This is a genomic window from Stackebrandtia albiflava (genome assembly GCF_007994225.1).
Taxonomy (GTDB): domain Bacteria; phylum Actinomycetota; class Actinomycetes; order Mycobacteriales; family Micromonosporaceae; genus Stackebrandtia; species Stackebrandtia albiflava.
The window spans coordinates 43,112-58,891 of record NZ_VLLL01000011.1; the positions used below are offsets into that span (position 1 = coordinate 43,112).

General features: G+C 69.2%; 15 protein-coding genes. 12 read left to right on the plus strand and 3 right to left on the minus strand.

The features are described from left to right. Window positions 1-310 precede the first annotated feature (310 nt). The 4 genes from LX16_RS27300 (at window position 311) to LX16_RS24760 (ending at window position 4,359) form a co-directional block, all read left to right on the plus strand. Window positions 311-1,006 (plus strand): aggregation-promoting factor C-terminal-like domain-containing protein, encoded by a 696-nt coding sequence (locus LX16_RS27300; protein ID WP_211354756.1) that lies wholly within the window; start codon window positions 311-313, stop codon window positions 1,004-1,006. Window positions 1,007-1,163: 157 nt separating this feature from the next. After that, window positions 1,164-1,814, plus strand: coding sequence for an SMI1/KNR4 family protein (locus LX16_RS24750; RefSeq protein WP_147144267.1), 651 nt, complete (start codon window positions 1,164-1,166; stop codon window positions 1,812-1,814). A 317-nt stretch (window positions 1,815-2,131) separates the two neighbouring features. Next, complete coding sequence (gene phoH2 / locus LX16_RS24755) at window positions 2,132-3,421, plus strand: RNA 5'-3' helicase PhoH2 (protein WP_211354757.1); 1,290 nt, start codon at window positions 2,132-2,134, stop codon at window positions 3,419-3,421. 284 nt (window positions 3,422-3,705) lie between these two features. Continuing rightward, window positions 3,706-4,359, plus strand: a complete 654-nt coding sequence (locus LX16_RS24760) for an aggregation-promoting factor C-terminal-like domain-containing protein (RefSeq protein ID WP_483263577.1) — start codon at window positions 3,706-3,708, stop codon at window positions 4,357-4,359. A 141-nt stretch (window positions 4,360-4,500) separates the two neighbouring features. Here the strand turns inward: LX16_RS24760 and LX16_RS24765 are convergent, their stop codons facing one another. Both LX16_RS24765 and glpX read right to left on the minus strand, forming a co-directional pair. Then, a complete protein-coding gene (locus LX16_RS24765) occupies window positions 4,501-5,442 on the minus strand; it encodes a PfkB family carbohydrate kinase (protein WP_147144277.1) in 942 nt (313 codons plus the stop codon). Next, window positions 5,439-6,461, minus strand: coding sequence for a class II fructose-bisphosphatase (gene glpX, locus LX16_RS24770; RefSeq protein ID WP_147144279.1), 1,023 nt, complete (start codon window positions 6,459-6,461; stop codon window positions 5,439-5,441). The genes LX16_RS24765 and glpX overlap by 4 nt, the downstream gene beginning before the upstream one ends. A gap of 152 nt (window positions 6,462-6,613) precedes the next feature. Between glpX and LX16_RS24775 the strand changes: the two genes are divergently transcribed. From LX16_RS24775 to LX16_RS24805, 7 genes are all read left to right on the plus strand, one after another. Next, window positions 6,614-7,156 (plus strand): DUF4245 domain-containing protein, encoded by a 543-nt coding sequence (locus LX16_RS24775; RefSeq protein WP_147144282.1) that lies wholly within the window; start codon window positions 6,614-6,616, stop codon window positions 7,154-7,156. A 723-nt stretch (window positions 7,157-7,879) separates the two neighbouring features. Further along, window positions 7,880-9,016 carry an ABC transporter permease gene (locus tag LX16_RS24780; protein ID WP_244615971.1) on the plus strand — a complete coding sequence of 379 codons (1,137 nt, stop codon included), beginning with the start codon at window positions 7,880-7,882 and terminating at the stop codon, window positions 9,014-9,016. After that, on the plus strand, window positions 9,016-9,891 hold the full coding sequence (locus LX16_RS24785) for an ABC transporter permease (protein WP_147144286.1): 876 nt from the start codon (window positions 9,016-9,018) through the stop codon (window positions 9,889-9,891). Before LX16_RS24780 ends, LX16_RS24785 begins: the two co-directional genes overlap by 1 nt. Window positions 9,892-9,897: 6 nt before the next feature. After that, window positions 9,898-10,953: an ABC transporter ATP-binding protein gene (locus LX16_RS24790; RefSeq protein WP_147144289.1), complete on the plus strand. Its 1,056-nt coding sequence runs from the start codon at window positions 9,898-9,900 to the stop codon at window positions 10,951-10,953. Between the two features lie 29 nt (window positions 10,954-10,982). Next, complete coding sequence (locus LX16_RS24795) at window positions 10,983-11,972, plus strand: oligopeptide/dipeptide ABC transporter ATP-binding protein (RefSeq protein ID WP_147144483.1); 990 nt, start codon at window positions 10,983-10,985, stop codon at window positions 11,970-11,972. After that, window positions 11,969-12,217 (plus strand): hypothetical protein, encoded by a 249-nt coding sequence (locus tag LX16_RS24800; RefSeq protein ID WP_147144291.1) that lies wholly within the window; start codon window positions 11,969-11,971, stop codon window positions 12,215-12,217. The genes LX16_RS24795 and LX16_RS24800 overlap by 4 nt, the downstream gene beginning before the upstream one ends. Next, complete coding sequence (locus tag LX16_RS24805) at window positions 12,214-14,052, plus strand: ABC transporter substrate-binding protein (protein WP_147144294.1); 1,839 nt, start codon at window positions 12,214-12,216, stop codon at window positions 14,050-14,052. Before LX16_RS24800 ends, LX16_RS24805 begins: the two co-directional genes overlap by 4 nt. Before the next feature lie 90 nt (window positions 14,053-14,142). Here the strand turns inward: LX16_RS24805 and LX16_RS24810 are convergent, their stop codons facing one another. Beyond that, window positions 14,143-14,727 carry a DJ-1/PfpI family protein gene (locus LX16_RS24810; RefSeq protein WP_147144297.1) on the minus strand — a complete coding sequence of 195 codons (585 nt, stop codon included), beginning with the start codon at window positions 14,725-14,727 and terminating at the stop codon, window positions 14,143-14,145. 93 nt (window positions 14,728-14,820) lie between these two features. On the opposite strand from LX16_RS24810, the gene LX16_RS24815 reads away from it, so the two are divergent. After that, window positions 14,821-15,774: a GlxA family transcriptional regulator gene (locus tag LX16_RS24815; RefSeq protein ID WP_147144301.1), complete on the plus strand. Its 954-nt coding sequence runs from the start codon at window positions 14,821-14,823 to the stop codon at window positions 15,772-15,774. Window positions 15,775-15,780 lie beyond the last annotated feature (6 nt).

Below are 15,780 nucleotides of genomic sequence, written 5' to 3' on the forward strand. Positions count from 1 at the left end.
GCGGGACATCGTCCCGCCGCCACCGAGACGGACGAGCCGTGGAGGGTGGCGACATCGTCACCGACCGTTGTGGACTCGGGCCTGTGTCGGCGGCTCGAAGCTTGTAGTGGAACCGTTACGGCGTCGAGGTTGCAGTCGGGTTGGCCACCTCCTGAACCACACGCGTCACGGCGCATGGCCCGTACCGGTGGTCTTCGTTCATCACTTCGTGTCCTGCCCTTGTCGTGCCCGTGATCCGGCTGTCAGGCTTCGCAGCCGGTGTCCGCCCGACGGCGCGACACCGGACACCCCGAGAAGGAATGGATCAACGGTGAGCAGTTCTGCCGACGAACGGCATGAGACCGAACCCGAGGACACCACCCCGGCGCACTCCGCGGGAGAACACCGGCGCCCGCCCCGTGTCGCGCGCCCACGGCTGCGTCACGGACTCCTCACGGTCGTGGCGCTGCTGGCCGTCGCAGGTGCCTGGCTCGGCTGGTCGCTCAACCCCGAGACCGTCGAGCCCGTGACGTCCACCGCCGCGGAACCGGCCGCCGCCGGCGACGAACGCTGGATGGACGAGTCGATCAGCCGCGACAAGGAACGGCTCGCACCCGATCCGACCGAGCCGGAACCCGAGCCCGCACCCGAACCGGAGCCGGAACCCGAGCCCGAGGAACCGCAGTCCGAACCGGACACCCAGGCGGCCCCCGGTTGCGAGTCCTACTCCGGAAACCAGCGGATCGCGTGCGGGCAACTCGCCGACCACGGTCTCGGCACCGACCAGATGAGCTGCCTGGTTCCGTTGTGGGACCACGAGAGCGGCTGGAACGAGTACGCGGAGAACCCGTCGTCGGGCGCCTACGGGATCCCGCAGGCCCTGCCCGGCGACAAGATGGCTTCGGCCGGTGGTGACTGGCGGGACAACCCGGCGACGCAGATCGCCTGGGGCCTGGACTACATCACCGGCCGGTACGGCGATCCGTGCGGCGCATGGGGTTTCTGGCAGGCCAACAACTGGTACTGACCGGTTGACCGTCGCGGCGCACCCGGTGCGGTCGCGACGGGGCCGACTCCGGCCCACGGATCGGACGACGGCCCGGCGAGGTCACGGACCCGCCGGGCCGTCTCTGCGCACCGATCCGGGACCGTCACGTCGGGTGGGGTTTCGGTACCGTGCCGGTATGACGTGGAACGGAGTGCGCCGGAGGGTCGACGCCCTCGCCGGCGACGGCCGCTCCGAGGCCGTCTTCGGTGCGCGCAGACACCGGTTCCGGCTCGCCCCACCGCTTTCCGACGCACAGGTATCCGAGATCGAGGCGGCCTGCGGCGTCGTGTTGCCCGAGGACTACCGCGAATTCCTGGTCAGGGTCGGTGCGGGAGGCGCCGGACCCTGGTACGGCATCGCGACACCGACGTCCCGCGACGGCGGCTGGGACTGGGTCGACGACGCGGCGGAGACGGATTCGGCGACGCTGTCACGGCCGTTCCTCGACGCGCCGGCGAGAACGGCGGTCGTCGCGGAGTACGACGCACGGGAGCCGACTCGCGACGGGTTCGACGACGACGAGACGTACCGCAACGCGTTCCGCGCCTGGGACGACGAGTGGGACACGGTGGAGTCGCAGCTGTTCGCCGGGTCGATCTGCCTGTGCCACTACGGTTGCGGAGTATTCCTGCGGCTCGTGGTCACCGGCGCGGAGCGCGGAACCATGTGGAGTCACGACGGTGGCCCGGCCGATCTGACGCCGCTGGGCGTGGACGGCCGGCGGGTCTCGTTCTCGCAGTGGTACCTGGATTGGCTTGAGGAGTCCGAGCGCACCACTCGCGGGTGACCGCCGGGCGGTCGCACCCGGTTGTCCACAACCGCCGGGTTATCCACAGGGGTGCCGCAACCGGCTGGACGACGTTCCGTGATCGGTTCTATGCTCCTAGTATGGGGCGGAGGTTGGAGGCCCCCGGTGAACTCCGGCCCGGATACCGCACCGCCCGATCAGCCCGCACCCTCCGTCATCGCGTTCCCGGTAGCCCGGTTGGCCGGATCCGTCAGCGATCCGCGTCGCTTCGAGGCGGGCGTTTGACGCCCCCACCCTCTATGTTGAGAACTGTGACGGGAGCCCGTCCCGCCACTCAAGATCCGGTGGGAGCCGCCATGACCGCGCGCACGTACGTTCTTGACACCTCCGTTCTGCTGTCCGACCCGGCCGCTTTCAGCCGGTTCGACGAGCACACCGTCGTCCTGCCCCTGGTGGTGATCTCGGAACTGGAAGGCAAGCGGCACCATCCGGAACTGGGCTGGTTCGCCCGCTACGCGCTCCGTTCCCTCGACGAACTGCGGATGAAGCACGGTCGCCTGGACCGGCCGCTGCCGATCAACGACACCGGCGGTCGCCTGTACGTGGAACTGAACCACGCCGACACCGGTGCCCTTCCTGCCGGTTTCCAGGCCGACGGCAACGACGCCCGCATCCTGTCGGTGGCGTGGAACCTCGCCAAGGCGGGCGCCGACGTCAGTCTCGTCACCAAGGACATGCCGTTGCGGGTGAAGGCCGCCGCCGTCGGGTTGCGCGCCGAGGAGTACCGGCACGGCCAGGCACTCGACCCGACCTGGTCCGGTATGGAGACGCTGTCGGTGACCGACGCGGAGATGTCGAAGCTCTACAGCGACCAGCGGATCCCGTTGGACGCCGCCGCCGGGCTGCCCTGCCACACCGGTCTGGTGCTGACCACGGGCTCGGGATCGGCCCTGGGCCGGGTGACGCCCGACAAGCAGGTCCGCCTGGTGCGAAGCGACGCCGAGGCGTTCGGTATCCACGGCAGGTCCGCAGAACAACGGGTCGCGCTAGACCTCCTCCTCGACGATGAGGTCGGCATCGTCTCGTTGGGTGGCCGGGCGGGGACGGGCAAGTCCGCGCTGGCGTTGTGCGCGGGCCTGGAGCAGGTGCTGGAACGCGACCGGCACCGCAAGGTCATGGTGTTCCGGCCGATCTACGCGGTGGGCGGTCAGGAGCTCGGCTACCTGCCGGGCACCGAGGCCGAGAAGATGCAGCCGTGGGCGCAGGCGGTGTTCGACACGCTCGGCGCGGTCAGCGGCGACAACGTCATCGAGGAGGTCATCTCCCGGGGGATGCTGGAGGTGTTGCCGTTGACGCACATCCGGGGCCGCTCGCTGCACGACGCGTTCGTGATCGTCGACGAGGCGCAGTCGTTGGAACGGGGTGTCCTGCTGACCGTGTTGTCCCGGATCGGCACCGGTTCCCGGGTGGTGCTCACCCACGACGTGGCGCAACGGGACAACCTGCGGGTCGGACGTCACGACGGCGTGAGCGCCGTCATCGACGCCATGAAGGGCCACCCGTTGTTCGCGCACGTGACGTTGACCCGTTCGGAGCGGTCCCCGATCGCGGAGATGGTCACCGATCTGTTGGAGGACTTCGGCTGACGTCTCCGGCACCGCCCGGTGCGGTACCGCATCCACCGAACGGCTGAATTCCGCGCCGCATCGGGTGTTCCGGACCAATCGGAATCCCACGTCGATAAGGGACACGGCCCGGCTGTCCACCTGCGGTGCCGCGCTTGTATCGTCGGCTGGCGACGTGATCCCGGTCGCCGCGGGCGTTGCCGAACCGGACCGGTTCGGGCAGTGTGGTGTCGGCGATTCGCCGCGTCGCCGGGTAATTGACGCCTCGGAAAGGTTTTGCCCACGTGGTTCCTTTGTTGACCAGGATGGCTTGCCGCGCCTTCGCCGTGATCCTGTTGCTGGCGGGAGTCGGTTTCGGCATTCACATCGGACTCACCGGTGAGGAGGGGATCCAGGACCCGCGCCAGTCGGCCGAGGAGGATCTCCGCGCCGCCGATGCGGAGCAGCAGGCCACCCGTGACTGGCACCGCGACTACGCGTTGACCGCCGCCGACACCGACGCGGAGGCCAAGGCGGAGAACATCGCCCAGGTCGCCAGCGACCAGGCCAAGGCGTTGGACGACACCTTCGCCGCGGTCCAGGAGGCCGAAGAGGCCGAGGAGCAGTCGGGCAGTGGTTCGGTCGACATCGGCCCGATCCCCGAAGACTGCAACGGATACTCCGGGAACAAGGCCGCCGGTTGTACGCTGCTGCTCGAACACGGCTTCGGCCTCGACCAGATGCCGTGTCTCGAACAGTTGTGGGACAAGGAGAGCGGCTGGAACGAACACGCCCACAACCCGTCCTCGGGTGCCCACGGCATCCCGCAGGCGTTGCCGGGCAACCAGATGGCCTCGGTCGGTGACGACTGGGAGACCAATCCCATCACCCAGATCACCTGGGGTCTGCAGTACATCTCGAACCGGTACGGCACGCCCTGCGACGCCTGGGCGCACTCGCAGGAGATCGGTTGGTATTAGCGGGGAGGGCGTGGGGATCCACGCACACCCCCGTCGTGGCGGTCCCGGCCTGTTCCCGTGCCGGGAACGGGCCACCGCGGCCGTGCGGGTACGTCGGCCGGACCCGGGTCACCGGGTCCGGCCGCACTCGCTCTCGGCCTCTCAGATGGGGATCCGGTGGTCGGCGGCGGAGCGCGCCACCTCGGCCGCCGTCGGCGGGTCCGCTCCCACTCGGGTGCAGGTGATCGCGGCGACCGCCATCGCGTAGTTGAGGCACTGGGTGAGTGCCTCGGCGTCCCCGACGACCGCCGACAGCCGCCCGGGTGTCAGGGCGTCGTGTCGTCGCAGCCGCGCGAGCAGGCCGGCCATGAAACTGTCCCCGGCGCCGACGGTGTCGGCGACCGGTACGGACGGTCCCACGACCTCGATGACTTCGCCGGAGTGGTGGGCGCGGGCACGGGGGCCGTCGGTGACGACCACGACCCGGGTGCCGCCGGCCAGCCAACGGCCGATCGCCGCCTCGTGGCCGTCCTCGCCGTACAGGTCGGTGAGATCCTGCCCGGAGGCCTTCACCAGGTGGCTGAGGCCGGCCAACCTGTCGGTGCGCCGCCGGGCGGCCGCCAGGTCGGCGGTCACGACGGGCCGGATGTTGGGGTCGAAGCTGACCAACACGCCGGAGGGCAGGTCGCTCAGCCACTTCTCCAGCACGTCGGCTCCGGGCGGCAGGTAGGCCGCCAGGGAACCGAGGTGGACGGCCGTGCCGCCGTCGGCCAGGACCGACCCGTCGGGCAGCTCCCCGGGCAGCCGCCCGAAGTCGGCGGCGCCGGTGAGCCGGAACCGGTAGCTCGCGCCGCCGGACTCGTCGAGCGTGACCTCGGCGACCGGTGAGGGCTCGGACGTGTGGACCCAGTGGCGGTCACCCACTCCCGCCTCGCGCAGCCGGGCCTCGATGAGTCCGGCGTGGGCGTCGCCGCCGAGCCGGGCGGCGAACTCTACGGGGCAGTCGAGCCTGGCGAGTCCGACCGCGGTGTTGGCGGGGCCGCCTCCGGCGACCGGGCCGCCGGGCAGTACGTCGACGACGTTCTCGCCGATGACCAGGATCATGGTTCCACCGGCAGCGGTGTGCCGTCGAAGTCGACGAGCGAGTAGTTCCGGAGCTTCTCCAACTGGTGGTAGGAGTCGATGACCCGGACCGTCCCGGACTTCGACCGCATCACGATCGACTGGGTGTACGCGCCGCCCCTGCGGAACCGGACGCCGTGCAGCAGGTCGCCGCTGGTGATCCCGGTCGCGCAGAAGAACATGTTGTCGCCCTTGACCAGGTCCGTGGTGGTGAGGACGCGGTCGAGGTCGTGGCCCGCGTCGACGGCCTTGGCCCGTTCGGCGTCGTCGCGTGGCCAGAGCCGGGCCTGGATGGCGCCGCCCAGGCAGTTGAGGGCGACGGCGCTGATGATGCCCTCCGGCGTGCCGCCGATTCCCATGAGAACGTCGACGTCGCTGGTGTCGCGGGCGGCGGAGATGGCGCCCGCGACGTCGCCGTCGGAGATGAACCGGATGCGCGCGCCCGCGTCGCGGACCTCCCGGACCAGGTCCTCGTGGCGTGGCCGGTCGAGGATGCAGACGGTGACGTCGGAGACCCCGCCGCCCTTGGCCGCGGCGATGCGGCGCAGGTTCTCCCGGGCGGGCGCGCTGATGTCGATGACGTCGGCGCACTCGGGTCCGACGGCCAGTTTCTCCATGTAGAAGACGGCGGACGGGTCGAACATCGCGCCCTGTTCGGTGACGGCCAGCACGGCGAGTGCGTTGGGCATCCCCTTGGACATGAGCGTGGTGCCGTCGATCGGGTCGACGGCGACGTCCACACCGGGCCCGGTGCCGTCCCCGACGGTCTCCCCGTTGTACAGCATCGGCGCGGCGTCCTTCTCGCCTTCGCCGATCACCACGGTCCCCTTCATGGGGATCGAGTTGATGAGTTGACGCATGGCGTCGACGGCCGCGCCGTCACCGCCCTCCTTGTCGCCGCGTCCTACCCAGCGTCCGGCGGCCATGGCGGCGGCCTCGGTGACGCGGACCAGGTCCAGGCCGAGATTCCTGTCGAGTTCTTCGGTCTTACGTGGGGACATCGGTGTCCTCTCGCAGCAGGTGTGGTGGCGGGCTCCCATTATGGTGCAGCCGAGTCGTCGCAGCCGGTGCGGCACTCCGGTGGTCGTGGGGCGTGGTCACGGCCACCCGGCCCGCCGTGGCGGCGCGGGGCGCGGTCGGCCAAGATTGTGGTATGAGCAGCACCGCCGCACCCGCCGCACCGTCACGCCCCCGGGGCGATCGCCGCCCGCGTGACATGGTCATCTCGCTCGCGGTGCTGCTGGTACCGATCGGCGCGTTCTTCCTGCTGTGGGGCTTCCTCACCTCCGACCAGCCGGTGAACGGTGTGGATCCGCGCCCGGCGTACACCGAGGCGGAGGGGCTGGGCCTCGACGCGCCGGCGCCGGAGGGACTTCCCGACGGGTGGGACCCGTTGAGCGCGCAGACGACGCAGGGGGACGGCGCGGTGACGCTTCGGGTGGGTTACCAGACGCCCTCGGGTGGCGGGATGCAGTACGTGGCCGGTGACGGCCTGGCCGAGGAGATCCTGGTGGCGGAGCTGCGGGACGGCCCCCGGCCGACCGGGGCGGTGACGCTCGACGGCCGGGAGTGGATGAGTTACCTCACTGTGGACGGTAATCCGGCGTTGGTCTACACCGACGAGTCGATGACGCTCGTGGTGCACGGTGACGCCTCCATGGCCGAGCTGGAGGCGTTCGCGAAAGCGCTCGGCTGAGCACCGAGCGCGCAGAAACGCACATCCGCCACGCGCCCGCTGCGCGTTTCACCTGGGACGCGGATCACCATGTCCCGCCCCGGGCGGCGCCGCCGCGCACCGCCGGGTTGCCCGAAGCCGGCCCTTGACCGGCGGTACCGACGGTGACGGACGCCATACTCCTCCTTTGTGGAGCGATGCTCACATCACAGTGGACTCTCCGTGTGCCGAAATAACCATGTGGACAATCTATCGGTTATCTTCAATATGGTGATCATGTCGTGACCTGGCGGCCGGGCAATGTCGGGGTTATTCGGGCCGGCGGCCGGAGGCGCGGCGACGGCGGTCCGGAGCATTTTCTTTTAGGGTCGAACAAATTGTGTGCCGAAGGTTTCCGGGCGGCGACGGTGCCGGTGAAACACCAGGTGGTGGGCGGTGTGTCGAGGGCTCGCCCGGAAGTCCGCGATCCGAAGAGGGCGTAGTCGACGAATTGTGAAGATAGTTCAATGTAAGAATCGCGCGATTATGGGTCACCCCCGGGATATCGACGTCCCATGAATCGAATCATGAACGTAGGTCGATACGATTTCGTGATCTTCCCCCGCTCCCACATCCGGTGGGTTTCTTGTATGTTCGTGCCCACGAGACGCAGGTCACGTCGAGCTCTGGAGAGGTGGAATGGTCGGGATAAAAACCGCAACCGTCGAGGCGGCGGCACCACGGTCCACGCCGACACTCAACGGAGTGCTCCGCCTCGCCGGTTGGCTCGCCGTCACCGTCGTCGTCGTGGTGGGGCTGTGGCAGTTCGCCGGAATGGGGTGGATCAGCGCCCTACTGCTCGCCGTCTTCATCGCCTCGACACTGCTGTACTGGGGCTCCTACCTCACCAAGCGCATCGCGCGGGCGGTACTGGCCATCTTCATCGTCGCCAGCGGCGTCTTCTTCATGGTCAGACTGCTACCGGGAAACCCGGTGGACGTGTACATCGCCAAACTCACCGCCGAGGGCGTCCCCTACGAGGACGCCGCCGCCCAGGCGGCCGCCTTCTACAGCTTCGACCCCGGCACCCCCATGTGGCAGCAGTACCTCGACTACCTGTGGGGCCTGGTCAACGGTGACTTCGGCACGACGCTCTCCCACATCCCCGTGCTGGAGAAGATCGGCCACCACCTGCCGTGGACCCTGTTCAGCGTGGGACTCGCCCTGATCATCTCGGTCGCGATCGGGCTGTTGCTCGGCATGGTGATGGCCTACCGTCGCGGCGGCCTCATCGACCACTCGGTCTCGGCGATCGGGTCCACACTGCACGCGATACCCAACTACCTGCTGGCGTTGATCATCGTCGTCATCGGCGGTGTGCAACTGCGGCTGTTCTCGCTGTCGGACATCCGAGGCACCTACACCGCCGGGCAGGAGCCGGGGTTCAGCCTCGTCTTCCTCCAGGACGCGCTCTACCACGCCAGCCTCCCGATACTCGCCTACGTTCTCACCACGGTCGGCACCTGGGCGCTGATCATGAAGGCGTCGACCACACAGGCGCTGGGGGAGGACTACGTGATGGTCGCCCGCGCCCGGGGGCTCGGCGGCGGACGCATCGGCGCGATGTACGTGGGCCGCAACGCGGTCCTGCCGTTGGTCGCCCAGATCGCCACGCAGGCGGGCTTCGTGGTCGGCGGCGCGATCTTCGTGGAGATCATCTTCGCCTACAACGGCATCGGATACGCGCTCTACAACGCGCTCAACGACCGCGACTACTCGCTGATCCAGGGCCTGTTGCTGATCATCACGATCACGGTCGTCTTCGCCAACCTGCTGGCCGACCTTAGTTACGGGCTGCTGGATCCGCGCATCCGCACGTCCGGGAAAGAGGTGGATTCCTGATGTCGGCACTCGCCCCCACCCCCGGAATCCCCCGCCACGGGTTGTTCTACCGGTTGACCCGCAACAAGGTCGGCGTGGCCGGATTCGTCATCGTCGGCCTGTTGCTCCTGATGACGGTGCTGGCGCCGTTGTTCCTGGACTCCACCATCCCCGGCGACGCCCAGGCCACCTGGCAGGCGCCCAGCGCCGACCACTGGCTCGGCACCGACAACGCCGGCAAGGACGTCCTCCACCAGACCCTGCTGGGCGGCGGCACCGTCATCTACGTCGGCCTGGGTGCCGCGGCGATCACGACGCTGATCGCGGTCGTGCTCGGCTCCCTCGCCGCGTACCTGCGGGGACCGATCGACTCCTTCCTGCTCCAGACCACCGACATCGTCATGACGGTCCCGCAGATCGTGCTGCTGGCGGTGCTGGGGTCGTTCTTCCAACTGACCTCACCGACGGTGCTGGCGCTGCTCATCGGGTGCCTGTCCTGGCCGATCCTGATGCGGTCGATCCGGGCACAGGTGCTGTCGTTGAAGGAACGCGAGTTCGTCGAGGCCGCGAAGCTGCTCGACCTGGGGACCTCCCGCGTGGTGTTCGTGGAGATCGTGCCGAACATGGCCGGTTACATCCTGATCAACTTCATCATCGCCGTCACCAACGCGATCTACGCCCTGGTCGGCATGTACGTGCTCGGTCTGGCGCCGTTGGCGGGCGCGAACTGGGGGATCATGATCCGCAAGGCGTGGACCTACGGCGCGATGTCCCTTCCGGAGGGCACGCTGTTCATGATGGCGCCGGTCGCGATGATCGCGCTGCTCCAACTGGGGCTGATCATGCTGACCCGTTCGCTGGAGGAAGTCTTCAACCCGCGGTTGTCGGAAGGGTAGCGAGCCATGTCCACTCAGGAACCGATTCTGTCGGTACGCGATCTGGAGATCAGCTACCGCACCGGTGCGGGCCGGACCGTCGCGGCGGTGCGCGGCGTCGACTTCGACCTGTACCCGCAACAGTCCCTGGCGCTGGTCGGCGAGTCCGGCTGCGGCAAGACCACGCTCGGGCTGGGCCTGCTGAGGCTGCTGCCGAAACTGGGCCGGGTCACCGGCGGTGAGATCGCCTACCGGGGAAGGGACGGCGCCACCCGCGACGTCCTCGCCATGCAGGGCCGGGAACTGCGGCAGTGGCGGTGGAGCGAGGTCGCCATGGTGTTCCAGGGCGCGATGAACGCATTCAACCCGGTGTTGAGGATCAGCGAGCACTTCGCCGACACGATCCGCGCCCACCGGGTCGACGGCCCCCGGCCGTCCCGCAAGGCCGTCCACGAACGGGCCGCCGCCGCGCTGGAGGCGGTCAGGCTGGAGCCGGCGCGGGTGCTGCCCTCGTACCCGCACGAGCTGTCCGGCGGAATGAAGCAGCGGGTGCTCATCGCCCTCGCGCTGCTGCTGGAACCGCAGATCCTGGTACTCGACGAGCCGACCACGGCCCTGGACCTGCTCACCCAACGGTCCATAGTGAACATGCTGCACGAGCTGCGCGAGCGTTTCGGCTTCGCGATGATCTTCGTGTCGCACGACCTGCCGTTGGCCTCCGAACTCGCCGACCGGGTGGCGACCATGTACGCCGGCCGGATCATCGAGTCCGGGACCGTGCACGACGTGTTCACCACCCCCCGGCACCCGTATTCGGTGGGGCTCATCAAGGCCGTGCCGCCGGTGCGGGCCGGTGCGGCGGAACCCGCCTCGATCCCGGGTTCACCACCGGACCTGGCGCACCTGCCGCAGGGATGCACCTTCCGTGCCCGGTGCCCGTACGCGATCGACGAATGCGCCGAGACCGACCCCGAGCTGCTTCCCGTGGAGTCGCGGCCCGACGGCCTGGTCTCCCACGAGGCCGCCTGCATCCGCTGGGAACACGTGAGTCTGCACGAACAGAAGGAGGTGGCGGGACGGTGACCGACCCCAAGAGCGATAAGGCGCCCCTGATGGCGCTGCGGAACGTCTCGCAGGTGTTCCACACCAAGCGGGGCGACGTGCCCGCCGTCCGCGACGTCACCCTGACCGTCGGCGCCGGAGACGTGCTGTGCCTGGTCGGGGAGTCCGGCTGCGGCAAGACCACCACCGCGCGGATGGCCGCCGGTCTCGCCCGGCCGACCTCCGGCAGCGTGGAGTTCGAGGGCGAGGACGTCGACACCATGGACTCCCGGCGGCGCCACGAGTTCCGGCGCGCCGTGCAGTTCGTGCACCAGGACCCGTACGCCTCACTGAACCCGATCCGTTCGATCTTCGGCACCCTGTCGTCGCCGTTGCGCAGGCACGGGCTGGCGAAGAACCGCGCCGAGGCGTGGGAGCAGGCGAAGGCACTCCTGGAACGGGTCGACCTGACGCCGGCGGAGAACTTCCTGCCGAAGTACCCGCACCAACTGTCCGGCGGGCAGCGGCAGCGGGTCGCGGTGGCACGCTCACTGACGCTCAACCCGCGGCTCATGATCGCCGACGAGGCCACGTCGATGCTGGACGTGTCCATCCGGGTCGGTGTGCTGCGCACCCTGACGCGGCTGCGCACCGAGCTCGACGTCGGTTTCATCTTCATCACCCACGATCTGGCCATCGCCCGCTACTTCGGGACCGGCGGCAAGATCGCCGTCATGTACCTGGGCCGGGTCGTCGAGTACGGCGACGCGCACGAGGTCATCGACAACCCGCAACACCCGTACACCAAGGCGTTGCTGGCCGCGGTCCCCGACATCGACCCCGACCAGCGGCACACCCACGACCCGGGTCTGCGCAGTGTGGACATTCCCAGTCTCACCGCGCTGCCGTCCGGCTGCTCCTTCCACCCCCGCTGCCCGCTGTACCGCGAGGGCGACTGTGACACGGTTCCGCCGCAGCTCGCGGAGGTGTCCCCGGGTAGGGAGGTCTCGTGCCACGTGGTGGCCGGGGACGCCGCCGAGCGGGACGGGGCGGCGCGATGACCGTCCTGGTCCGCACCGCGATCCAGGTCTCCTCGCTGGTGATCGTCGGTTCGCTGCTGATGCTGTCGGCCACCGCGCCGGACTCCGCCGAACGGGTCGTCACCGTCGTCACGCTCGCGGCCGGCCTCGCCGTCGCGGCGACCACCATTGTCCTGTCCCGGTTCGGCCGACAGGCGCTCAACCTGATCCGGCCCGAACGCGAGGGCGATTCCGGCCGGACGGTGTCTCCTCAGGAGGATCAATGAAGAACCCAGATTTCGACATCTCCCGCCGACGGCTGTTCCAGATCGTCGGCCTGGGAGCCGTCGGAGCAGCCGGGCTGGGCACCGCCACCGCCTGTTCCCGCGCTGACGAGACGGTGCCCGAGGGGGAACGCGGCTCGTTCCACGGCGCCTACCCGTACGAGCAGCCGCCGGACGGGCACTACAACATGTCCGGCGCACCGTATGCCCCCGTGCCCCGGTTCATGCTCGAAGGCCCCTACCGCGACCTGATCGTGCTCCCGTCGGCGTACTACTACTGGAACGACAAGAAGTGGGAGTACATGCTGGCGGAGAGTTCCGCCCTTGACACCGAGGCGCAGACCTTCACCGTGACCGTGCGGGAGGGCCTGACCTGGAGCGACGGCGAGCCGTTGACCTCCAAGGACTACATGACCACCCACTGGCTGCAGTGGATCCAGCGGGCGGCGTCCTGGGCGTCGATCGCCAAGATCGAGGCCCCCGACGAGCGGACCTTCGTCGCGACCCTGGACTCCCCGTCGGCCGTCATCGAGCGGTACATCCTGCGCGGCAACATCATCGCCTCGCACGCCGCCGACGAGAGCGGCAAGACCTACGGCGACTTCGCCGAAGAGGCCGCCGCGCTGTTCGCCGACGGCAAGGACATGGACTCCGACGAGGGCAAGGCACTGGGCACCTCGCTGCAGGAGTTCCGGCCGGTGGACCTGATCGTGTCCGGCCCGTTCACGATCGACCCCGACATGATCACCGACACCGAGATGACCCTGGTCCGCAACGACAAGGGCTACGGTGCCGACGCGATCAAGTTCGACAAGATCGTCGTCTACAACGGTGAGACGCCCGCCGTCGACCCGCTGGTGCAGGACGGTTCCATCGACTACGCCACGCACGGCTTCTCGCCGAGCCAGGAACGGGCCTACCAGGACATGGGCCTGAAGATCCTGCGCCCGCCGAACTACTCCGGTCCCGGCCTGTTCATCAACTTCAAGGCACTGCCGGAGATGAAGGACGTGCGGGTCCGCCGCGCGATCGCCCACGCGATCAACCGGGACGACAACGGCACCGTCGCGTTGGCCGACTCGGGTGTCGCCGTGCAGTACATGGTGGGCTTCTCCGACATCCAGGTTCCCGACTGGCTGTCCCAGGAGGACATCGGCAAGCTCAACAAGTACGAGTACGACCAGGACAAGGCCGCCGAACTGCTGGAGGAGGCCGGCTGGACGAAGGAGGGCGACCAGTGGTTGAAGCCCGACGGAGAGCCCGCCGAGTACTCCATCAAGTACCCCGGTGACTACGCCGACTGGGCGGCCTCCGGCGACAACGCCGCGGAGCAGTTGTCGGCGTTCGGGATCAAGCTGACCCCCAACCCGATGGACTTCGAGCAGTACATCCAGGAGGTGGACCTGGGCGAGTTCGAGATCGCCATCCAGGTCTGGGGTTCCTCGCAGCACCCGCACCCGCACTTCGCGTTCGTGGCGGACCTGTTCACCCACAACACCCCGATCGCCCAGAACATCGGCGGCGACGGCATCGCGTTCGACCTCAACGTCGAGACCGAGGCGTTCGGCAAGCTCGACCTGCAGGAGGTCGTCAACGCCGCCGGTTCCGGACTGGACGAGGCGGAGCAGAAGGCCAACGTGACCAAGGCCGCGGTGGCGTTCAACGAGCTGCTGCCGATCATCCCGATGTTCGAGCGGTACGGCAACAACCCGTGCAAGGAGGGCGGCCGGGTGAAGGCGTTCCCGGCCGAGGACGACCCGATCCTGGAGAACTCCGCATACGCCGACAACCCGATCATCCTGTTGATGATCACCGGAAAGCTGGAACCGGGCGCCTGATCCGGATCCGTCGATGCCCGGTGAGACGCGCCGCCGTCTCACCGGGCCCATTCGTTCCCGGGGGTCTCGCCGCCTTCCCCGCCGCCGGGCTCACCGCCAGACGGTGCCGCGCCGGTCGTACTCCATGAACTGTTCGACCCGTGCGGCGGTCCTGGACAGGCCGAGCTCACGTTCCAGCAGGTAGAGCGGCAGGTCGAAGCCGGACAACGGGCCGCCGCCGGCGGTGATCACGTCCCCGGCGTCGACGATGCGGGCGTCGACGACCTCGGCGTAGGCGGCCAGATCGGGGAAGGCGGGGTGGTGGGTGGTGGCGGGCCGGCCCTCCAGCAGCCCGGCCGCGCCGAGGAGCACGGCCCCGGCGCACACGCCGGTCAGGATCGGCCGGGGTGCGGCGGGGTCACGGAACCGGGCGAGCCGCTCGATCAGTTCGCCGTCGGCGATGACCTCGTGGATCCAGCCACCGCTGACCAGCAGTACGTCGGCCTCGTCGGGAGACCACTCGGCCAGGCCGGTGACGCGGGTGTGGTCGGCACCGGTCACCTCGGTGGCGCCGTCGGCGGTCACCAGCCGGGCCGTGACCGGAGCGTCCAGCCGCGCGGCCACCTGGAACACGTGCAGGGCCATGATCGCATCCACTTCGGACACGCCGTCGTACATAAGGATCTCGACACGCATCGGTGCACTCCTCCATCCTCGGGTGCTCCAGCGTCCCCCGGAACGGGGCCTCGCACGAGAGGGCTTCTCGACCGATTCCGTAAGATTCCCGCCATGCACGAGGTCGCGGTTCTCGCTCTGGACGGTGTGGTGGCACTGGAGGTGGCCATGCCCGGCCAGATCCTGGGATCCGCGCAGTCGGCCGACGGCGCGCCGCTGTACCGGGTCCGGGTGTGCGGTCCCGGCGAGGGCGTGACGGCCTCCGCCGCGGGCAGTGGGCAGTTCCAGCTGCGGCCGCCACACCCCGTGACGGAACTGCTGACCGCGGACACGGTCGTCGTACCGGCGCACGAGACGGACGACCGGGTGCCCGAGACGGTCCTCGACCTGCTCCGGCGGGCGCACGCGTCCGGAGTCCGGCTGGCGTCGATCTGCACCGGCGCGGCGATCCTGGCGCAGACGGGACTGCTGGACGGCCGCCGCGCCACCACGCACTGGCGCCACGCCGACGCCCTCGCCCGTCGGTACCCGGCGGTGCGGTTCGACCCGGCGGCGATCTTCATCGACGACGGCGACATCCTCACCGGCGCGGGAACCACCGCCGGAGTGGACCTGTGCCTGCACATGGTGCGGCGGGACTTCGGCGCCGCCGTCGCCGCCCAGACCGGGCGCAGGGTGGTCGCCGCCCCGTGGCGTGACGGCGGTCAGGCGCAGTTCGTCGCGCGCCAGGAGATCGGCGACGAGATCGGAGAGCTGTCGGGGACCATGCACTGGCTGCTGGAACGGTTGGCGGAGCCGGTCACCCTGGACCGGATCGCCGCGCGGGCACGAGTGAGCACCCGCACCCTGAGCCGGCGGTTCCTGGCCCACACCGGGGTCACGCCCGTCCAATGGCTCATCGAGCAGCGCGTGTTCGCGGCAAGGGACATGTTGGAGTCCGGGGGGTCGGGCGTCGAGGAGATCGCGAGGGCCTGCGGCTTCGGAAGCGCCACCGCCCTGCGGCAACACTTCCGGCGGCGGCTCGGCACCACTCCGACGGCCTACCGGGCGCGGTTCCGCGCCGGCTGAGCCGGC

What these genes read in the sequence shown, in the direction of transcription:
- LX16_RS24750 (WP_147144267.1), top strand. Translation starts at nt 1,164, where the DNA reads ATGACGTGGAACGGAGTGCGCCGGAGGGTCGACGCCCTCGCCGGCGAC.
- LX16_RS24765 (WP_147144277.1), bottom strand. Translation starts at nt 5,442, where the DNA reads ATGATCCTGGTCATCGGCGAGAACGTCGTCGACGTACTGCCCGGCGGC.
- glpX (WP_147144279.1), bottom strand. Translation starts at nt 6,461, where the DNA reads ATGTCCCCACGTAAGACCGAAGAACTCGACAGGAATCTCGGCCTGGAC.
- LX16_RS24760 (WP_483263577.1), top strand. Translation starts at nt 3,706, where the DNA reads ATGGCTTGCCGCGCCTTCGCCGTGATCCTGTTGCTGGCGGGAGTCGGT.
- LX16_RS24800 (WP_147144291.1), top strand. Translation starts at nt 11,969, where the DNA reads ATGACCGTCCTGGTCCGCACCGCGATCCAGGTCTCCTCGCTGGTGATC.
- LX16_RS24805 (WP_147144294.1), top strand. Translation starts at nt 12,214, where the DNA reads ATGAAGAACCCAGATTTCGACATCTCCCGCCGACGGCTGTTCCAGATC.
- LX16_RS24810 (WP_147144297.1), bottom strand. Translation starts at nt 14,727, where the DNA reads ATGCGTGTCGAGATCCTTATGTACGACGGCGTGTCCGAAGTGGATGCG.
- LX16_RS24790 (WP_147144289.1), top strand. Translation starts at nt 9,898, where the DNA reads ATGTCCACTCAGGAACCGATTCTGTCGGTACGCGATCTGGAGATCAGC.
- LX16_RS24785 (WP_147144286.1), top strand. Translation starts at nt 9,016, where the DNA reads ATGTCGGCACTCGCCCCCACCCCCGGAATCCCCCGCCACGGGTTGTTC.
- LX16_RS24795 (WP_147144483.1), top strand. Translation starts at nt 10,983, where the DNA reads ATGGCGCTGCGGAACGTCTCGCAGGTGTTCCACACCAAGCGGGGCGAC.
- LX16_RS24815 (WP_147144301.1), top strand. Translation starts at nt 14,821, where the DNA reads ATGCACGAGGTCGCGGTTCTCGCTCTGGACGGTGTGGTGGCACTGGAG.
- phoH2 (WP_211354757.1), top strand. Translation starts at nt 2,132, where the DNA reads ATGACCGCGCGCACGTACGTTCTTGACACCTCCGTTCTGCTGTCCGAC.
- LX16_RS24775 (WP_147144282.1), top strand. Translation starts at nt 6,614, where the DNA reads ATGAGCAGCACCGCCGCACCCGCCGCACCGTCACGCCCCCGGGGCGAT.